Annotated in this window: 17 protein-coding genes; 9 read left to right on the top strand and 8 right to left on the bottom strand. The window is 44.7% G+C overall.

Annotated features, from left to right (window positions below):
- The first annotated feature begins 217 nt into the window (after nt 1-217).
- Complete coding sequence (locus tag NG798_RS02075; protein ID WP_261220136.1) at nt 218-454, top strand: hypothetical protein; 237 nt, start codon at nt 218-220, stop codon at nt 452-454.
- Between the two features lie 53 nt (nt 455-507).
- On the opposite strand, the gene NG798_RS02070 is transcribed toward NG798_RS02075, so the two are convergent.
- The gene (locus tag NG798_RS02070) at nt 508-3,327 is read right to left on the bottom strand and encodes a GAF domain-containing protein (RefSeq protein WP_261220135.1); all 2,820 of its coding nucleotides are present in this window, start codon (nt 3,325-3,327) and stop codon (nt 508-510) included.
- Nucleotides 3,328-3,689: 362 nt separating this feature from the next.
- Here NG798_RS02070 and NG798_RS02065 point away from each other — a divergent pair, with 362 nt between their 5' ends.
- The 3 genes from NG798_RS02065 to NG798_RS02055 all read left to right on the top strand — a co-directional run bounded on the left by NG798_RS02065 (nt 3,690) and on the right by NG798_RS02055 (nt 6,411).
- On the top strand, nt 3,690-4,862 hold the full coding sequence (locus NG798_RS02065; protein WP_261220134.1) for a quinone-dependent dihydroorotate dehydrogenase: 1,173 nt from the start codon (nt 3,690-3,692) through the stop codon (nt 4,860-4,862).
- A 166-nt stretch (nt 4,863-5,028) separates the two neighbouring features.
- Nucleotides 5,029-5,664 carry a vancomycin high temperature exclusion protein gene (locus NG798_RS02060; RefSeq protein ID WP_261220133.1) on the top strand — a complete coding sequence of 212 codons (636 nt, stop codon included), beginning with the start codon at nt 5,029-5,031 and terminating at the stop codon, nt 5,662-5,664.
- Between the two features lie 108 nt (nt 5,665-5,772).
- Complete coding sequence (locus NG798_RS02055; RefSeq protein ID WP_261220132.1) at nt 5,773-6,411, top strand: transaldolase family protein; 639 nt, start codon at nt 5,773-5,775, stop codon at nt 6,409-6,411.
- Nucleotides 6,412-6,492: 81 nt separating this feature from the next.
- Here the strand turns inward: NG798_RS02055 and NG798_RS02050 are convergent, their stop codons facing one another.
- On the bottom strand, nt 6,493-7,668 hold the full coding sequence (locus NG798_RS02050; protein WP_261220131.1) for a helix-turn-helix domain-containing protein: 1,176 nt from the start codon (nt 7,666-7,668) through the stop codon (nt 6,493-6,495).
- Nucleotides 7,669-8,216: 548 nt separating this feature from the next.
- Between NG798_RS02050 and NG798_RS02045 the strand changes: the two genes are divergently transcribed.
- Nucleotides 8,217-8,438: a hypothetical protein gene (locus tag NG798_RS02045; RefSeq protein ID WP_261220130.1), complete on the top strand. Its 222-nt coding sequence runs from the start codon at nt 8,217-8,219 to the stop codon at nt 8,436-8,438.
- A gap of 500 nt (nt 8,439-8,938) precedes the next feature.
- Here the strand turns inward: NG798_RS02045 and NG798_RS02040 are convergent, their stop codons facing one another.
- Nucleotides 8,939-10,138, bottom strand: coding sequence for a transposase (locus NG798_RS02040; protein WP_261220129.1), 1,200 nt, complete (start codon nt 10,136-10,138; stop codon nt 8,939-8,941).
- Between the two features lie 635 nt (nt 10,139-10,773).
- On the opposite strand from NG798_RS02040, the gene NG798_RS02035 reads away from it, so the two are divergent.
- Together NG798_RS02035 and psbM are read left to right on the top strand one after the other, a co-directional pair.
- Entirely contained in the window at nt 10,774-11,067 is a 294-nt protein-coding gene (locus NG798_RS02035) for a (2Fe-2S)-binding protein (RefSeq protein WP_261220128.1), read from the top strand.
- Nucleotides 11,068-11,116: 49 nt separating this feature from the next.
- Nucleotides 11,117-11,230 carry a photosystem II reaction center protein PsbM gene (gene psbM, locus NG798_RS02030; RefSeq protein WP_261220127.1) on the top strand — a complete coding sequence of 38 codons (114 nt, stop codon included), beginning with the start codon at nt 11,117-11,119 and terminating at the stop codon, nt 11,228-11,230.
- 181 nt (nt 11,231-11,411) lie between these two features.
- Here psbM and NG798_RS02025 read toward each other — a convergent pair whose 3' ends face one another.
- A complete protein-coding gene (locus tag NG798_RS02025) occupies nt 11,412-12,233 on the bottom strand; it encodes a universal stress protein (protein WP_261220126.1) in 822 nt (273 codons plus the stop codon).
- Nucleotides 12,234-12,432: 199 nt separating this feature from the next.
- On the opposite strand from NG798_RS02025, the gene NG798_RS02020 reads away from it, so the two are divergent.
- Nucleotides 12,433-12,924: a thioesterase family protein gene (locus NG798_RS02020; protein ID WP_261220125.1), complete on the top strand. Its 492-nt coding sequence runs from the start codon at nt 12,433-12,435 to the stop codon at nt 12,922-12,924.
- Nucleotides 12,925-13,041: 117 nt separating this feature from the next.
- On the opposite strand, the gene NG798_RS02015 is transcribed toward NG798_RS02020, so the two are convergent.
- From NG798_RS02015 to NG798_RS02005, 3 genes are all read right to left on the bottom strand, one after another.
- Complete coding sequence (locus NG798_RS02015) at nt 13,042-13,260, bottom strand: hypothetical protein (RefSeq protein ID WP_261220124.1); 219 nt, start codon at nt 13,258-13,260, stop codon at nt 13,042-13,044.
- A 283-nt stretch (nt 13,261-13,543) separates the two neighbouring features.
- On the bottom strand, nt 13,544-14,752 hold the full coding sequence (gene dxr, locus NG798_RS02010) for a 1-deoxy-D-xylulose-5-phosphate reductoisomerase (protein ID WP_261220123.1): 1,209 nt from the start codon (nt 14,750-14,752) through the stop codon (nt 13,544-13,546).
- A gap of 12 nt (nt 14,753-14,764) precedes the next feature.
- A complete protein-coding gene (locus NG798_RS02005; protein ID WP_261220122.1) occupies nt 14,765-15,292 on the bottom strand; it encodes a hypothetical protein in 528 nt (175 codons plus the stop codon).
- A gap of 58 nt (nt 15,293-15,350) precedes the next feature.
- Here NG798_RS02005 and NG798_RS02000 point away from each other — a divergent pair, with 58 nt between their 5' ends.
- Complete coding sequence (locus NG798_RS02000; protein WP_261220121.1) at nt 15,351-16,655, top strand: hypothetical protein; 1,305 nt, start codon at nt 15,351-15,353, stop codon at nt 16,653-16,655.
- 76 nt (nt 16,656-16,731) lie between these two features.
- On the opposite strand, the gene NG798_RS01995 is transcribed toward NG798_RS02000, so the two are convergent.
- Nucleotides 16,732-18,114: a 1-acyl-sn-glycerol-3-phosphate acyltransferase gene (locus NG798_RS01995; RefSeq protein WP_261220120.1), complete on the bottom strand. Its 1,383-nt coding sequence runs from the start codon at nt 18,112-18,114 to the stop codon at nt 16,732-16,734.
- Nucleotides 18,115-18,148: the final 34 nt, after the last annotated feature.

Below are 18,148 nucleotides of genomic sequence, written 5' to 3'. Positions count from 1 at the left end.
TTTTGTTTTGTTTCCTTCACTTGCTCTTGTAGTTAAGGAGGGATTTTTTTTATATTTACTAAAGCTAAGTTTCATTGGTTTTTTGAGTAAATTTGTGAGAGGGAGTTAATAAAGAAATAGTAAATGCTTAGAAGAAATTTTTGAGCAGGATTTCTGATAGGCGGCTCCTTGTCCACGTCAGTAAAATAAAAAGCAGTTGTTTACTAAAGAGAAGGTTATGCGCAGAAGACCAAATAAAGGGTTTCAACGGGTGCTGGAGGCACCGCGTTCAGGCGGTTGTTTTACCTCGCCAAATGCCGAACGTTTAGCGAAAAAGCCGGTAGCGGTGCGCCTGCCAATTAGCGTTGACGCAACAGTACGTCGGATTGCCGAGGAAAGGGGGATATCAGTGGGAGACTGGATACGGGAAGTGATTTCTGCTCACTTAAAAGACAACAATGAGCCGGCGCAATGACCCTAAAGCAGTAATTGCATTAAAGATAGGAGCCAATGGCAGCTATACAATCGTCACGAGGTGGTAAATTGAGTGGAAGAAAGAGGCAAAATAAGCTGGCTAGTGATGCGACCGTCCTCAAGCTGAAAGAAATTTAACTCGCCGCCGAGTTGCAAGATAATGCGCCGGCAAATGGCTAAATGCAGTCCGGGTGGCTCGTCCAAAGGAGAGGGAGCCAGTAAATCGGCAGACCGGAGAGCCTGTAAATCGGCCAGTAAAGCCGGTGAAATGATGCCACTATCGGTCACGGATAAATCAGCCCCATTTTCATGGGACTGCCGGCACCAAATATCAATACGACCCCCTTGGGGTGAGCGGCGCGCTGCGGCCAGCAATACCTCATAGAAAACCCACTCAATTTTCATTAAGTCGCCGCTGATCGTTAAATGCCCTTCACTATGTACTTGAGTCCAGAGTTGGCGTCCTTGGATAATGCCTTCGAGGCGCTCTAAAGAACGACGCAACAAAGTGGCTGCCGTGATCGTTTCTTGTGATGAGCTCATCTCCCACTGTTCGCGTTTGATGAGGGGGCGCATAGACTGAATGTTGGCGTTTAGCTGTCGCAAAATCTGCTGTAAGCGCATGACCTGGAGGTTGCCAAAGGTGCCTTGATGTTCGGCAAGTTCGTTGAGTTTTTTGAGTCCTGAGTAAAAGTTTCGATAAAAATCTTCCAGGTGCCGGTGTTTGTACCAATTGAGGCATTCTAAGTTTTCTTTGGTTTCGACTAGTGTGGCGGTGAGCATGATTTCGCGCCGCGACCAGGCTAATTGTTTGACTAATACCACCATGAGTTTAATTGTATCGGGCGACCACCGCCGCTCAGGGCCATCGGCGACCAATAAAATGCCGGTGGGTTGATGGCTTTCGGTTGTGCTGTCGCCTGGGGATGTTCGCAGAGCCATCACTAATATCTGGCTGATGCTGGGGCCGCATAGCCAGGCTCTTGTTTCTAGGGGCAAATCCACAGCTTGTACGAACAGGGGTTCGGGGGTAGTTTGTAGCAAGGCCCACTGTACTAAGGCATCGGTTTGCACCGGCACGGCAAGATCATTTTTAACGGCAAACTGGGCATTTCGCACGGTTGGGGCGATGATGCGGCCAGTAGTTTGACCAGGCCACCAGGTAACTAAGGCAGCTAAGGGCACAGACATGATTTCCGCGACTTGTTGCAAGCAGGTACGCTCGAGTTGCGCGGCGCTGAAGGTTGATTGTTGAAGGTTGCCAACAGCGCTCAGGAGCGTTGAAAAGAGTTGTCTTTGCTTGTCGCTGTTGTCTTGCAGTTCCCATTGGTGGGAAATTAAGCTAATTTGCCGGCTGACGAGTCCGACAAGTTCTCGTTCTCGATAGCTCCATGAGCGGGCGGTATCACAGCAAACCATCACCAAACCTTCTAAGAGGTGGCCTGGGGAGGTACTGCATATCAACAACGAACGCGCTCCTAAATCAAAAAAGGCCGGTCGCCATGCCATCAGTTTTAAGTCTTCGTTCCAATTTTCTATAGCGATGGCTTCGGGACTATCTTGGAGCATTTTGGTGTCCACTTCGCCTGGGGTGGCTAAGGGTGAATTGATGGGCCGGCGGTTCGGGGGGTGGCTTTGATAGATAATGTCAAATTGATGGTTTTCTTGGTTGTAGTTGAGGACAAGAAAGCGGTCGGCTTTTAACCGGCCTAACAGTTGCTCGCTCGCGGTTTGGAGGGTTTGTTTCCATTCCGAGTCTGTGTAAATGGCGTGGGTAATACCGGCACTAAGGGCTGAATCGAGTTTGACTTGCTCGATGGTAGTTTCCATTGTCGAGAGCGGGGCGATTAACGACAGCAGTTGTGCAGCGGCTCGAACGTAGTTTTTTTCTTCTTCTTGCCAGATGCGGGGGTCATTGCCTTCGACTGCTAAAAATCCCAGCAGTTCATTTTGAAAGATGATCGGTGCCGCTAATAATGACCGTGCTCGGATCTGCTGCATGAGGCGAAGGGTAACATCAGCTTTGAGGGAGGAATGAGCTTCGCCAATTGCCACCAATTGGTCGCAAAGTAACGCTTGATAAAAGCTTCCTAGATCCGACACCATAACCCCAGAGGCCGGTTGCGTGAAGTCTCCAAAGGAAGGCGTTTTTTGGTAGTTTCCTACCCGTCGCCAAAAGTAACGTCTTTCTGGGTAATACCAATAAATGTTTGTGCGGTTGGGGCTGATAAATTTATGGGTTTGTTCGACTACTGCTTCTAATGACGCGTCGAGGGTTCTGCATCCTCGCAATTTGGCTAGTAAATTGTATAAAGATTGGGGGTTTTTTTGCTGCTGGCGTTGCCAGTCTGTTTCTATTTGGTAAAGTGCTGCTGCTAAACCGCCGAGTATGATTGACAATCGTGCTTTTTCGTCGGCGCGGGGTGAGACTCCCCACAATGTTGACCCTAAAACGGCTATGCCAAAACACCGGTCTTTGTAGCGCATGGGAAAAATTAAAGTGCCTTGGATATTACATTTTTGGGCAATTTTTCGCCATTCACCGGCCCGCTGTTCTTCTCGTAAATCGGGGACTCCGACTGGTCTTTGTTGAATAACGACTTGTTCTAGCAGATCGCCTGGGGTGAGAATAAATCGCTGTTTAAGTGCCGGGTTTTCGTTGTTGGGGCTGCGCCCTCCAATGCCTTTAAGTTTATGTTCAACTCGATCATAAAGGCCAATCCATAGCAGTTTGTAATCAAATTCTGCTTCTAGGTATTGCAGGGTGGTTTCGATGAGGACTTCAACGTTCTCCTCTTCCCGTAAGATTTGGAGGGTTCTCCCCAGGGCAACGAGTTGTTTTTCGTAAGATGTCGGTATTTTTTCCTGACCCATTTTTTTTTTCTCTTCACCAGTCCGGGGACAGAAGGATACAAGTTTAGACTCAAGACAAGTACAGTTTTAGATTAGCCAAACATGAGCTAGGACGGGGGGTTTGAGTAAGTGACAAGTGGCCTTTATTGAGGAATTATCTATAAAGTCTGAAAACCTATGGCCACTCCTCCCCACTGTTCCGGCTACACTCTTTAACGGCCACGAATAATTATCTTAAAAGTATATTTCGAGTCTACAATAGGCACGCAGCACCAATCAGGATACTGAGCGATTTGGTTTATTATTTTCTAAATGCGAATGCGGGCATAAGTTGAGTTTTTAGTAGGATTTTGTTTTGGGTTGTTATTTCTTTGGGTAAGACTATGGATATTTACCGTCAAGGCATTGCTCCTATTTTGTTTTACGGTGTCAAGGTTGATCCTGAATGGATACACCATCAGACGATAGAATTCTTGAGTTGGCTTGGCCGGCATAATCAGCGCCCGCCGGCTCGTTGGATTCAATCTCAGTTTGCTCACAGTTGTTGTCTTGACGATCAGCGTTTACATCAAGATTTATGGGGGTTAAGTTTTCCTAATCCGGTGGGTTTGGCGGCTGGGTTTGATAAAGATGGTGTTGCTGCCGGTGTTTGGGGAAGTTTTGGTTTTGGTTTTGCTGAGCTTGGCAGTTGCACTCTTCATCCTCAGCCCGGAAATCCTCAGCCTCGATTGTTTCGTTTACCGGAAGATGAGGCTATTCTTAACCGCATGGGCTTTAATAATCAGGGTGCGGCTGAGATGGCGGCACGTTTATCTCAACGTCAACAGCTTGCTAGTTCTGGTTGTGCTTTTCCTATTATCCCGATTGGGATTAATCTTGGTAAATCTAAAATCACTGCTTTAGAGGAAGCTCCACAAGATTATCTGGGCAGTTTTCGTCTTCTTAAAGATTTAGGTGATTATTTTGTAGTTAACGTTTCTTCTCCTAATACGCCCGGATTGCGTAGTTTACAAGATGCTGGTCAGCTTGCTCGAATTTTTGATGCTTTGCAAGGCGAAAATCAGGGAATTAAACCTATTTTAGTGAAAATTGCTCCTGATTTGGAATGGGAGGCTATTTGTCAGGTAATTGATGTGGCGAAATCTTATCAACTTTCTGGCATTATTGCGACGAATACAACGGTGAGCCGCGAGAATTTACAGACCGATATTATATCACAAACCGGTAAATCTGTCAAGGATGAAGCTGGGGGAATCAGTGGTGCTCCGTTGCGCCGGCGTTCTACGGAGGTGATTGAGTATATTTACCGGACGACAGGGGGAAAAATGAAAATTATTGGTTGTGGTGGGGTGTTTACGGCTGTTGATGCTTGGGAAAAAATTACTGCCGGTGCATCTATACTTCAAGTGTACACGGGCTTGGTTTATCAGGGCCCTTGGATGGTGCGCCAGATTTTGGAGGGGTTGTTAGAAAAGTTGGCGGAAAATAATTTAACTCATATTTCTGAGGCGGTGGGTTTGTCTGTTGCCGGTGTGGAGAGAGGCGTTGAATTGTAAGCTATGGTTGGGTTGAGCTTTTTTAAGCGCTTCCTTGTACCCAGATGCTTTTGGGAATTTTTAGCGCTACGAATGGGGAAAGGGGGGGTGGATTTTTTGAGGTTGTAGGAAGGGTGGATTTTTGTTTAGAAATAAAGAAGGAACTGAGCTTAAGAGTTGAGGAGTTATGTTGTTAAAGTCGGTAATTGATTGGCGTTTGGGTTTTGGTTTGTTGGGTGTAGGGGCGGCGAGTAGTTTAATTTTGTTGAATGTTTATGTGATGGCAATAACAGCCAAGTGGCGTTTTACAAACATAGCATCGGTGCCGGTTGAAGAGGTGGCAATTATTTTTGGGGCGGGGGTTTGGGAAGATGGTACACCTAGCCCTATGTTGGCGCAACGGGTACAGGCGGGGGTGGATTTATATCATCAGGGAAAGGTGAAAAAGCTGTTAATGACTGGTGATAATAGTAGCGACGATTATAACGAAGTTCGGGCAATGCAGCTTTATGCGGAGGCGCAGGGGGTGCCGGCAGAGAATATTCAACTTGATTATGCCGGATTTAGTACCTACGAAAGTTGTTATCGCGCAGGTGCGGTTTTTGGAGTCAAGCGGGCAATTTTGATTACGCAGCGTTATCATTTACCGAGGGCTGTTTATACTTGCCGGAGTCTGGGAGTGGAGGCGCTAGGTTTCGGCACTCCCGATTGGGGAATTTTTCGTAATGATTCGATGTTACGCTATTCAACGCGGGAATTTTTGGCGGTAATTAACGCTTTGTTGGAAGTTCATCTTATCAAACCCAAACCGACTTTTTTGTAGAGGTTATTTTTTTGTTAAAACCTTTCTCACCTTAAATTTATTGGGAGAAATTAACCAAAATCCTCCCTTAAAAAAGACAAATGACTATTGACAAAGGAGAAATGACTAATGACTCTTTATTTAGATTCGGCAATTATTTCTGAGGCAAAGATAGCTAGTAAGTTTGGGTGGGTGAAAGGAATTACGACAAATCCGACGCTGTTGGCAAAAAGTGAACTTTCCCCGACTGAAACTTTGCAGCAATTGAAGGAAATTATTTCAGGGGAATTGTATTATCAGCTTACGGCTTCTGATTTTGATGGGATGGTGGCTGAAGGAAAGGCGGCTTTTGAGTTGATAGGAAGTCAGACAGTTTTAAAGGTGCCGGCAACGCCTGTAGGGTTTGAAGTGGTGGCGTATTTGTCGCCTAATATTGCTTGTTCGGTAACGGCGATTTACAGTGCGGCGCAGGCTGTGGTAGCAATGGAAGCGGGGGCAAAATATGCGATTGCGTATGTAAATCGGGCTACAAAATTATTAGGGGATGGGGTGGCTTTGGTTCGGGATATGGCAAGTGTGCTGGCGGGAAGCCAGACAAAGATTTTGGCGGCTAGTGTGAAATCACCGTTAGAAGCGGTGGAAACGCTTAAGGCGGGGGCGGATTGTTTGACGTTGCCGTTGGGGGTGTTGCAGGCAATGGCGGTGCATGAGTTGTCGGAAAAAACTGTTGAGGAGTTTGGCAAAAATGGACGGGGTATTTTTGGCTAGGGCGGCTGGTATTTAGTAGGATACATAAAAGTTTAGTTAATATTTTTTAGGTGGGAGGTATTTTTTAAGGGTGGGAAAAAATTAAAAGGAATCATTTTTTAAAACTAGATGATGTTTGTAATCAAAAGTGATTTGGCCTTCTTGCTGAAGCTGATTGAGTATTCGGGTGATAGTGACTCGTGTGGTGCAGCAAGCTTGTGCTAAATCTTCGTGGGTGAGGCGAACGTTGAGGCAGGTTCCGTTAGAAACCGGCTCGCCTATTTGTTGTTTTAAAAGCAGCAGAAGGTGACATAAACGTTCTTTGACTCGTCGCTGTCCAAACATTCCTAGTAGTAATTCGGTTTGTTGAAGGCGCTGGTTAATTTGGGGCAAAATTGCTTGGGCTAGTTGAGGGGATTCTGAGATTTCTGCCCAAGATAAAGAGATTAATTGAACGACGTTTGACATGGCGGTTGCTTGGTAGATTTGGAGGGCGGTTAATCCTGACCCAAAGGGCATTTTGGGGCTGGCAAATCCGACTAGGACATCTTCGCCATTTTCGGAAAGGGTGGTGAGTTTAACGAGTCCTTGAATAACGATGTAAATTCCTTGGGGGTTGAGGGGGATAATTTCATTTTTTGAATAGACGACGGTTGATCGGTTGTCGTAGAGATTGGCGGAATTTGTTGGGGGGCTAATCTGCGGATGGCTGGGTTGGCTGACATCTCGCAGAAGCCATAGTAGGGCGGTGGGTTGACCGGCTGAATTGTTTAGGGGTGCAACCATGATGGCGACTTCAAGGATATCGCCTGTTTGTTGTTGCAGACGCCACTGCCTCCAGACTTTTTTTGCTGCTTGTAGGGGGGGCAGTTGTGCGGCAAATAACTGGCGTTCTTGGTAGAGGATAAAGGCTTGCAGGTGAAGACCTTTGAGGCTTTTTTCGGGGGTTTTTAAAAGGGCTGCTGCTGAGGCGTTGGCTTCTAAAATTGTGGCTTCTAGGTCGGTGAGTAAATAACCGTCGGGTGAAGATTCAAATAGCTGTTGATATCGTTGGCGTTCGGCTTCGAGTTGTTTTTGGATTGAGGCTAGTTTTTCATTTTGAAGCTGGAGTTGTCTGGCTGCTAGTTGTAAGGCTTCTGAGGCGATGCCTAATTGGGTGAAGAATCCGGGCAAGAGTTCGGTTTGCGGCTGGTTTCTGTCGCCTGCTGTCCTGTAAAGTTCTGCTAGGTTCCAATGCAATGTCTCTATCTTTTGAGCAAATATGTCAGCGTTCAACATTTTCTCCCCTATTTGCAACACTCTAAAGTAGGATACCCAACTATTTTTTTCAGAAAATTAACCTTATGAGGGATGTTTTTGGCTGGTGGAGTAGCGTAAAAAGTTTAAAACATTGTCTTTGACGACAAAAAAATAGTGCTGAAAATGAGTTTCGGGTTTTTCGGATGTGCTGTTGAGTGTGACTGACTGCTATGGCGTGGGTTTTCTTGACAGGGGCTTGTGGTGCTTGAAATTACGGGGTTTTTGAACGGCTGATTGCTTGCTGATGGCAGTGGGGCAACCGGCGGCTACAGTATCTTTGAAAAAGTGTTTTCAGCTTGAGGTGAGCAAAAGAAGAGGGTGGCGGCTTAATCTTTTTTTGTGTTAATGGCTACTTTTCAAGTTTATAAAAATGCCATTCTTCGGATAGAGAGTTTGATCTATTTAAAAAGGTTATGTTCTATATAGTTAAAACTTAAAAGAAGTTCTGGAGTTTTTTAAGCTTTAATTTGTTGGTTAGGCAATGTCTGTGATTAGATGAGATAGTTTTTTTCGAGAAGGGTAAGACGATGAAAAGTTATACTGAATTTCAAAATTTGCCGGTGTCCTCTGGGGTGGTGGTTTTGTCTAATGAGTTGGAGGAGACAAGGCTACCTCGCCACTGTAGGGTTCAGGAAATTAGGGTTTCTTCGAGATTGGGCCAAGCCTCTACGGGAATTCCAATGATGGCTGGTAAGGTTTCTGGTGTGAGAGGTTTAGGGGTGATGGAGGGTTTTTTGGATTTTAGTTAATGGGCTGCTGAGTTGAGATTAAATGGTGCTGTTTGTCGCGCTATTGCGGTGCTTTTGAGGATTGGTTTAATAAGGGTGGGGTGAGTTGAGTTAGGAAGAAATATATACAGTTTAGCCAAAGATAAAATAAGTTAAATTTTTAGAGGTTTATTGCTGCTTGGGGTGGGTGTGTAAAAGTGTGGCTATGATGATATCAAATGTGCGGGCATTAGTTTAAGTGCCGGTGATTTTAAGCTTTGTCAAGGATGTTGGTATCGTTGGCTGTCAATTTAAAAAGTGACACAGTTGGCTAAGGGGTAGTTTGTGGGTCTGCTGTAAATTGACTTTATGAACAGATAAACTCTGCAATTTAGACGAGTTGATTTATGTTAAAAAAACTTTTACAAGCTGCCCTGATCACTTTTTTGCTGCATTCTATTGTCTATTCTGAACCTAACCGTCCTCAGACTGTGGGGAATAGGTTGACACTCCCCGGCCTTGAAGGCGCGGGGATTCTTGGATCAATCAGTCGATTTGCTCGTTGATGCTGCCATCAAAGAGTAGAGATCGGTCTGTCCCCAAGCGTTGATTTCGGTGTGCCCCACCGTATTTAAATTCAAATTAATTCCTGCTTGCTTCAACCCTTTAACCAAAATATTGCGAGCTGCGTTGTAGTCACGATCTAACGTCGCACCGCAATCGCAAATATGGGTTCTGGTTGATAGCGTTTTCAAGACAGTATTGCCACAACTTGAACAATCTTGCGAGGTGTATTGAGGTGGAACAGCAATTACTGTTTTGCCGTACACATTTGCAAAATACTCTAACCATTGAGCAAATTGTGACCACGCTGCATCGCTAATCGACTTAGCAAGTTTATGGTTTTTGACCATATTCCGTACTTGAAGGTCTTCGTAAGCTACAAAATCGCTAGATTTTACCGCGCACAACGCCGTCTTTATGGCGAAGTCTTTACGCTGCCGACTAACCTTCAGGTGCTTTCTTCCTAACTTGTTGATCGCTTTTTTTCGATTGCCAGAGCCTTTCTTCTTTCGAGAAACTCGCTTTTGCAATCTCTTCAAAGCTTTTTCACTTTTTCGGAGGTGGCGAGGGTTCGCGACTGTTTCACCATCGCTATCGGTATAGAAATGGTTCAATCCCACGTCTATTCCAATAGCTTTACCAGTCGTAATAAGTTCCTCTTTTCGCTCCACATTGATGCAAAGTTGTGCGTAGTATCCGTCGGCACGACGCACAACTCTGATTCGCTTAATCTCATCTGGTGCATAGAAATGCAAATCCCGACTACCGACTAATTTGAACTTCCCAGCAGCAAAGCCGTCCTTAAATGTCAAACATCTTTTGTCGGCAGAAAGTAGCCATCCTGATGTTTTGTATTCGACAGAGCGAGTATTTTTCTTAAACTTTGGGTAGCCTTTTTTGCCTGGTGTTTTTGCTTTGCAATTAGCAAAAAAACGTTGGATAGCAAAAATGGCACGTTCGGCAGAAGCCTGACGTGCCATTGAGTTAAGCTTGCCTGCCCATTCAAACTCTTTTGCCATAATGGCGCATTGTTTGTACAGATCAATTAGCTTAACTCCTTGATTGTCTATCCAATATCTAAGAGTTTTGTTTCGGACAAATTGAGCTGTTCTGATCATCTCGTCGATGACCCGATATTGCTCGGCTTTGCCTTTCAACTTAAACTCTAGAACTATCATGACAAAATGTTATCACTTTTGCGAAAGCTTTTAGTTACAAAATACGTATATTTAACAATTATTTGCAATAAGTGGAAATTAAAGCCGTCCTAGAAGGACGGGGCTTTAGACCCAATTTTTTGGTAAAGTTGGATGCGTTGGTGTTTCTTCAAAAATGATTGTTGAGTTTTTTGTTGTGTTAGGTCGGCTGGTTGGGAGACTCAGCCTGGTTTACTGAGAATTTTTGAGATTTTATATTTAACGGTAAAAAAAGCTGGTATAGTTATCGGTTTTAAGGCTGTATCTGTAGTTTTTACAAGGTGAAATGCTGTTTAGCGGCTCTTAACGGCGGCTATTTTTTGGGCGTTGCTCATTTTCCGAATGAAACTGTAGGGGCAAACGGTGGCTGTGGTTGGTGTGTGATCGGGGGTAGGCACAGGGGCACTACCCCTACATTGGGGTTGTGCAAGGCTATTTTTTGTAGTAGGTTTTGTAAAAAAAAATTAACATTTCGTAATAAAATGGAATTAAAGAAAGGCAGAAAAGAAACTATAAAAGCTGGATGGTGGCTATCCTACTGAGGGTTTTTTGAGGTGGGATGGTGCCGGCTTTGACGAGAGAGTGCAATTTAACGTAGAGAAAAGAGGGTTAGGGGAATGACTATCAAATTTGTGAAAGAAAATCGGGAAGTTGTGGTCGCTAATGGGGCGAATTTGCGGATCAAAGCCATTGAAAATGGGGTTGATATCTATACACTGACGGGAAAGATGATGAACTGCGGGGGCTATGGGCAGTGTGGGACTTGTATTGTGGAAATTGTGGAAGGAATGGAAAATCTGTCGCCCCGCACGGATTTTGAAGATCGAAAGCTGAAGAAAAAACCGCAAAATTACCGGCTGGCTTGTCAAACTGTGGTAAATGGGCCGGTAATTGTGAAAACCAAGCCGTGATATCCTAGAAATCGCGTAATTTTGAGTTTTACAGAGAGGCTGGGTTTAAATGCAAGTTAACGATCTAGGCTTTGTTGCAAGTATCCTTTTTGTTTTTGTTCCAACAGTTTTCCTGTTGATTCTGTATATCCAAACTGCTAGCCGCGAGAACAAAAATTCCTAGCAGTTGTTGGCAACCGGCCACGACAAATAAAAGGCACCCTGTTTTGAGAGGGTGCTTTTTTTGTAGGTTGGGGGGACGCCTAAATTAAAAACTTATGATGTTTTAGGCGTTGCCAATTCGGGTAGGGGATGCTGGCTTTTTTTAAGAGCCTTTCTCGAAGCCTTTGTAAGGGGCTACGAAGTTAACGGGCTAACAAGACGGGACAAGTGGCGTAGACGCGAACATAGTCAGAGAGGGAGTTGCCGAGGAGCCGGTCGAGATCGACGAAACTTTTGGCGATGGAGGGGCGCCGGTCTGGGGAACCGAGCAACAGGAGGTCGGCGTTGGCTTCTTCGGCAATGCGACAGATTTCTTCACCGGCTTTGCCTGCGGCTGTGATACACCGGTACTTAATGCCATATTTTTTGGCTTCGGCGGCGGCGGCGCTTAGGGCTGGGTCGGACTCGGCGGTGGCTTTAGGGTCGGGGGGGTTGACGTGAGCAAGGATGATTTCGCTACCTTTGATTTCTCTCAGTAAGGAAAGGGCCAAGTTGAGGGACTGTTTGGCTGATTCTGAGTTGTCGATGGCTACCATGATGCGGTTAATGCGTTTGACGTAGGTATCGTCTTTAACGAGCAGCATGGGGCGTGAGGTTAGCTGAAAGACGTATTGGCTGACGGAGTTTTCCAGGATTGATTGCAGCCGGCCTAATCCGCGTGAACCCATGATGATCAGGTCGGCGTTGATTTCGTCTGCTATTTCGCAGACGGTGGTTTTGGGGTCGCCTTGTTTGAGGCGTGCGGTGACTTGGGAGGGATCGAGTTTGAGGGAGGCGATGGCTTCGGCAAGTATTTTGCCGCCTTCTTCGAGTTTGCTGGCCATTGCGTCGGCGGTGACTTGGGAGGGGACGACGTGGAGGACGGTGACGGATGCTTTTTGAATGGAGGGGATTTCCATTAACATTTTGAGCATTTCTTCACATAGCCCTCGACCGGCGACGGCGACCAATATTTTCTGTATCATTGTTTTTTCTCCTGTTGACTTTGAGTATTGTTGTGAATGGCCATCCCTTGCGCGACGCGAGACAAACGGGATGAGCGTTATAGGGGCAATTTTGTAGACTAATTAAGATGAATCTATTAGTACGTCTTTTTATTTAAGAATAAAACAGAGACACTTCTCCAATTTTGTAGATTTTTAGCGTTTTTCAACGATTTGTAACATGAGAGAAAATTCTTCAAGTCAAGGACAACTGCCACCGGCTGGGGCAATTGAACGTCAGACGCTGATGGCTTCTAGTAGTGGCTGGTTTGATTATCCGGTGCGGGTTCAGCCGCATCATACTGATTACAGTGGGAATGTTTGGCACGGGAGTTATATCAGTTGGATGGAGGAGGCGCGGGTGGAGTGCTTGCGTTCTCTGGGAATTGAGTTTGCTGATTTGGTGGCGTTGGGTTGTGATTTGCCGGTGGTGGATCTTTCGGTGCGCTACCATCGGGCTGTTCGGATGGGGATGACGGTTGTGGTGAAGGCGCGGATGGAAAATATGTCGGGGGTGCGTCTGAATTGGGATTATGAGATTCTGTCGCCGGATGGTGGTGAGCTTTATTTGACGGGGCGGGTGACTTTGGTGCCGGTTGACCGGGAAAAGGGTAAGATTATGCGCTCTTTACCGCCGGCTGTTAAGGATGCTTTGATGCGATTGTTGAGTTAGGGGGTTGATGAGGGGGAATAGGGGAATTTTCTTTTGCTGGGGGCCGGTTTATGAAGGCTTTTAGTTGGAGGATAAAAGTTTATGTAAACCGGCCTCTAGTTAATTTGTACAGGCGTTTTACCCCGGTTGGAATTGGTCTAAAAGTGTTTGGGGTAGTTGGATGATGTGCTGCCAAAGTTGTTGGGGGCCAATTCCAAATCCGAGTTGTAAGATGAGGACGATGAGGGCAACGGTAAAGGCTGTTTTGAGGGTGGTTTTGAGTAGGGAAACTAAGGCGGTGAAAACCAGCCAGGAGACGATAAGGGCGGCAATGATGGTGATGAGTTCGAGTGTCATGGTGGGATCTTCTATTTGTTGGGAAAAAAGGTTTTTGGGGTTGGTTTTTTCTTAATTATATTCATTTTTATGGGGGATGATTCCGGTAAGTGTGCCGGCTTTTTTTGAACCGCAGATTAACGCAGATTAACGCAGATGAATGCAGATGTAGAGACGTTCGCAGCAGTTGGGCTGTACTTAATTTTTAAATTGGATTTGGTATGATTTGTGGCTGCCGGTGTTTGAGGGGCTGAGGTTTTTGAGAAACCCGATTTCAAAGTGAAACCGGGCAAATTTTGCATTTTTAACGCAGGGCAATTACTGGCTGTTCCTGCTTTAAGCTATTAGCAGGGGTTTGGGCGGCTTCTAATACTACTGTTCTTGCCCAGTTATCAAAGGCGATTATGTCATCTAAGGAAGGGGTGGCGCAGTTATCGTTTTTGTGTTTTTCGCAGGTATATTCGATGAGGCGGGGAATGTCTAAAAATTCGATTTTTTCTTCTAAAAATAGGGCTACGGCTTGCTCGTTGGCGGCGTTTAATACGGCTGGCATGGAACCACCGGCCCGACCGGCTGCGTAGGCTAATTGCATACAGGGATATTTGTTGTGATCGGGTTCTCGGAAGGTTAAATTACCGGCTTTGACTAAATCTAATTGTTCCCATTCTGTGTAAATTCGCTCTGGCCAAGACATTGCATAAAGTAAGGGTAATCGCATATCTGGCCAGCCTAATTGGGCTAAAACTGAGGTGTCTTGAAGTTCGATTAAGGAGTGAATTATGCTTTGGGGATGGATGACAATATCGATGTTGTCGTAATCTAATCCAAAGAGATAATGTGCTTCTATTACTTCTAAGCCTTTGTTCATTAAGGTGGCAGAATCTATGGTTATTTTTTTGCCCATTGACCAGTTAGGATGTTTGAGGGCGTCTGCTACTTTTACTTGGCTTAGTTTTTCTACCGGCAAGTCTCGAAATGCGCCGCCGGATGCTGTTAGAATGATTCGCCGTAATCCACCGCTAGGAACGCCTTGTAAACATTGAAATATTGCGGAGTGTTCTGAGTCTGCTGGCAGTAATTTTACGCCGTGTTTTTCGATTAAGGGATTGACTACCGGCCCGGCGGCAATTAAGGTTTCTTTATTAGCTAAAGCGATATCTTTACCGGCTTTTATTGCGGCAATTGTTGGCAATAACCCGGCAACTCCTACTATGCCGGTGACAACGGCTTCGGCGTCGCCATAGCGGGCAACTTCTACAACTCCTTCCTCACCGGCTAATAAAATTGGCTGCTGTTCGAGGTCTGCAATGGCGGCTTTGAGTTCACTAAGTTGATTTTCGTCAGAAATAGCAACTATTTGAGGGCGAAATTGGCGAATTTGTTGGGCGAGGAGGGTGATGTTGCGACCGGCTGCTAGTCCGACGATGCGGAATTTGTCGGGGTGGGAGGCTACGATGTCGAGGGTTTGGGTGCCGATGGAGCCGGTGGAACCGAGGAGGGTTATTGCTTTCACTTGTGGGTTTCCTTATTGCGATCTTTGCAATATATTAAGACTTTTTGCGACTTTTAATAAAGTTTTCTCATTTTCTTTGAAGAATTGTTCTGTGACGCGAGCTTCTAATTGATAGAAAATTCCGTTTTCTTCTAAGACGAGAAAATATAAGATTTGGCCGGCTTCTTTGCCATTAATTAGGGTGGCTTTTTTGCCATTATCAAGGGTTATTAATTGGCGTTTTAAATTGGGGTCATTAAATTGTCCGCCGTAGGGTTCTGTGAAGGGGTTGGAAACGGAACCGTAGGCGCGGATATCTATGTTGGGGTCATTGGCATATAAAAAGATGCCGTTTCCGTCGGGTGTGCCGCTATTTCTTGGCCAGCTTTTGGGAAATTTGATGCTAAATCCAAAGCGTTGATTTACATATTCTTGCCAGTTTTCTTGGTTATTTGTTTGGATGGTTGGGGGGGTTAAATTCGGCTGGGAGGTTTGGGGGTTGGCGGAACAGGAAATTAGCAGAAAGCTGAGGATTAAGAGGGAAAATGTTAGGGGTTTCATACGGATAATGGTAAAGTGGTGAAGGGTTGAGGCCGGTGGGGATAGCCCACCTTAGTTTATGAAGGTTATTAAAAATGTTAGCTTGCCTTTGGTTATTTTGGGGGCGTTTTTTGGCTGTGCTGTGGTGGGGATGTTGATTGAACCGCAGGCTTTTTTTAAGTTTTTTTCGCCGGTGCAGTTAATTCGGGTTCCGCCGCCGCAGTTGCCGGATAAAAGTTACTATTGGGATGTGGAGCATTATGCTTCTTTGGCGTTAAATTTGCGCTGTAATGCGTTTTATCCACTGTGGCCGGCTGTTTTGAGGTTTTTGTTTAATCCGCAGAGTTTAGAGGGGGCTGCGTTTTATGCGTCGGTGGTGGGGACTGGGTTGTTTTTTGTGTCTACGCCTTTTTTGTTTTGGCTTTTTGAAAAGGCTTTAAATCGCAGGTATTTAGCGTTTCTTTTATTGTTGGCTTTTACGCTTAATCCAATGGCGATTTTTCGGGTAAATGGTTATACGGAAAGTTTATTTACGGTGTTGAGTGCGGTTTTTATTTGGGTTTGTTTGAGTGATAATTTGAAATTGAAGTTGGGGGGGTTGTTTGGGATTACGTTTTTAATGGCTTTAACGAGGCCGGTTTTGGTGCAAATGCTTTTTGCTTCGGGTGCGGCTTTGTTGATGTTTTGGTTTTTTGGCAAGTTGAAGTTAGATAAAGTTTATGAAACAATTGCTATTTGGCTTGGTTCTTTTTTGGGTTATTCGGTTTATGGCAGTTTTTGTTTAAATACACGGGGGGATTTTTTGGCACCGTTTCAAGATCAAAAGCTTTGGGGTAAAAGTTTGGGGCTGCATTTAGAGTTGTTGTTAACTCCTAAGTCTTTATTGTTTGATTTGTTGGGGTTATATTTTCCGGTGATGGTGTTGGTTTTGGGGTTGGTTTTTGTTTATTTTCAGGGGAAAGATAAAAGGCCGGTTGTTTTTATTCCGCAGTTTTGGGGTTGGAATGTTTTGCTTGTTTATCCACCGGCTTTTGTTGTGGGTTATCTGGTTAATTTTCTGCGGTTGAAGTTTCAAAAGGTAAGTGAATTAAAGCCTTTACGTCTTTCGGGTTTTACGGATAGTTTGCGGGAAAATTATTTGTTCTTGTTTTCTGTTTATTTTTGTGTTGTACATTGCGGGATTGTGTTTTTTACGCAAGATCGCTTGTTTAGTTTGGGCCGGTTTGTGTTTGGGGTTCCGTTCTTTTTTCTGGCGCTGGGTTATTTATATCGCTGCATTCCCGGTAGTAAAAAATATGCCGGTTTGTTGTGGATGATTTTAGTGTCAGCGGTGGCTTTAATTTTGCAGTGGGTTACTTATGGACAAGATGGGTGGTTGGGTTAATACCTGATTATGTTTGAGAGCTTTTTAAAACCCGGCTTTTAACAGAAACCGGGTTTTTTTATAACCGATCTATAATCTAAAAAATCATGTTTTCTAAGGCGGTTTGTAAGTCTTTGGTTAAACCGGCCACAGCAGACCTGCGACTACTGGTATATTCTCCCCAACGATCTGTTACGGAAAGCGGTTCGCCGATGGTTATTTGTACTTTTTGAGCGCCTAATTTTGGCCGGCCAAAAGGATTACCGCCTTTAATTCTTGTGATAACATCAGATATCAATAAAGTTGTTTCGGCAAAGCGTTCTACGGTTTGTTTTTCTTGCACATACCGGCCTGTCACGGCGACAAAACTTTCAACTAATCTCATGTGCCACATTCTTAAACTTGCTTCTTCGGCAATGCGGTCAGCAAGACCTCTTTCTAGGGGAGAAATGGCCTCAATATCTTTAATATCTTCCCGATAAATTCGATCCCATCCTGCTTGCTCTAAACGCCGGCAACGGTCAATTACGCTGCCTTTGGGTTGCAGATTAAAATACTCTTCGGCAACTTTTAATGCCACATCTAAAAGTGCTGAAAGTCGAGAGTTTAAATCTTGCTTTTCATCTGTTTTAGGCAAACTTTGATGATAAAAACTTGTATAAAATTCCTCCATCATTGCCAATAAATGCCCTCCCAAACGGATTAAGCGCCTATAAAGAGAACTGTCAATATGAATGGTAGAATCAATGTTTTTTTGATGGTAAATGTTGCCTTTTAGAGCGGGTAAACCGCAATCTTCCTCTAATTGAGTTAACAAATTTTCGAGCGCGCTCCAAGGCTCCTCAAGATAATGATATTGAATGCCCACCGGCACCAGCAAAACTTGTTCATTTCTACCGGCTTTAAAAATATCTTCTGCACACCAAAATGCAAGCTGTGAGATCCCTGGCTCCAGCGGACTAATAATTTCATTGTGACCGTTTGTAGCACCTTCTGGTGCAGCAGCGAGGGGCAATTTTCCATCGGTAAATAATTCTCTGGCGGCGCGTAAACCAACCCGGTCAATTTTGCCTCGCATGATGGGAGTTCCGCCTAAGCGAGAATACAACCAACCGACTTTATCTCCAGCCCAAAGCGGAATTCCTCGGTCATACATAAAATGAAAATGGGCAGGGTATTGTAGGGGGATACCTTTTTGTTTAGCAATTTGTGGCATCAAGTGCCAAACTAAATATCCTAAACAATAGGGGTCATCTGTATTTGGATGACGAAAAGCGAGTAAAAAACGAATTTTTCCTTCTTGGAATTGATGGTAAAGTTCGGCAAGACGTTCTACATTTGTGGCATCAATTTCTTTGATATTTGTTTTAAATTTTAACCACAAAGGTAATCCTTGTTGACAAAAGTTTAATACAAGAGGGTTTAGGCGTGGTGGGATATAAGTTAATGGAGGTTGAGCTTGAGTGATTGGGTTCGGCATGGTTATTTCAATCAAAATAAGTAAATATACAATT

Source organism: Ancylothrix sp. D3o, assembly GCF_025370775.1.
Taxonomy (GTDB): domain Bacteria; phylum Cyanobacteriota; class Cyanobacteriia; order Cyanobacteriales; family Oscillatoriaceae; genus Ancylothrix.
Note: the sequence above shows the minus strand (reverse complement) of the source record. Positions and strands in the feature narration are given on the sequence as shown.

Bases quoted from the DNA above. Each gene is read 5' to 3' on its own strand.
- NG798_RS02055 (WP_261220132.1), top strand. From the start codon at position 5,773: ATGACTCTTTATTTAGATTCGGCAATTATTTCTGAGGCAAAGATAGCT.
- NG798_RS02040 (WP_261220129.1), bottom strand. From the start codon at position 10,138: ATGATAGTTCTAGAGTTTAAGTTGAAAGGCAAAGCCGAGCAATATCGG.
- NG798_RS02065 (WP_261220134.1), top strand. From the start codon at position 3,690: ATGGATATTTACCGTCAAGGCATTGCTCCTATTTTGTTTTACGGTGTC.
- NG798_RS02005 (WP_261220122.1), bottom strand. From the start codon at position 15,292: ATGAAACCCCTAACATTTTCCCTCTTAATCCTCAGCTTTCTGCTAATT.
- NG798_RS01995 (WP_261220120.1), bottom strand. From the start codon at position 18,114: ATGCCGAACCCAATCACTCAAGCTCAACCTCCATTAACTTATATCCCA.
- NG798_RS02060 (WP_261220133.1), top strand. From the start codon at position 5,029: ATGTTGTTAAAGTCGGTAATTGATTGGCGTTTGGGTTTTGGTTTGTTG.
- NG798_RS02070 (WP_261220135.1), bottom strand. From the start codon at position 3,327: ATGGGTCAGGAAAAAATACCGACATCTTACGAAAAACAACTCGTTGCC.
- psbM (WP_261220127.1), top strand. From the start codon at position 11,117: ATGCAAGTTAACGATCTAGGCTTTGTTGCAAGTATCCTTTTTGTTTTT.
- NG798_RS02000 (WP_261220121.1), top strand. From the start codon at position 15,351: ATGAAGGTTATTAAAAATGTTAGCTTGCCTTTGGTTATTTTGGGGGCG.
- NG798_RS02025 (WP_261220126.1), bottom strand. From the start codon at position 12,233: ATGATACAGAAAATATTGGTCGCCGTCGCCGGTCGAGGGCTATGTGAA.
- NG798_RS02035 (WP_261220128.1), top strand. From the start codon at position 10,774: ATGACTATCAAATTTGTGAAAGAAAATCGGGAAGTTGTGGTCGCTAAT.
- NG798_RS02045 (WP_261220130.1), top strand. From the start codon at position 8,217: ATGAAAAGTTATACTGAATTTCAAAATTTGCCGGTGTCCTCTGGGGTG.
- NG798_RS02015 (WP_261220124.1), bottom strand. From the start codon at position 13,260: ATGACACTCGAACTCATCACCATCATTGCCGCCCTTATCGTCTCCTGG.
- NG798_RS02075 (WP_261220136.1), top strand. From the start codon at position 218: ATGCGCAGAAGACCAAATAAAGGGTTTCAACGGGTGCTGGAGGCACCG.
- NG798_RS02050 (WP_261220131.1), bottom strand. From the start codon at position 7,668: ATGTTGAACGCTGACATATTTGCTCAAAAGATAGAGACATTGCATTGG.
- NG798_RS02020 (WP_261220125.1), top strand. From the start codon at position 12,433: ATGAGAGAAAATTCTTCAAGTCAAGGACAACTGCCACCGGCTGGGGCA.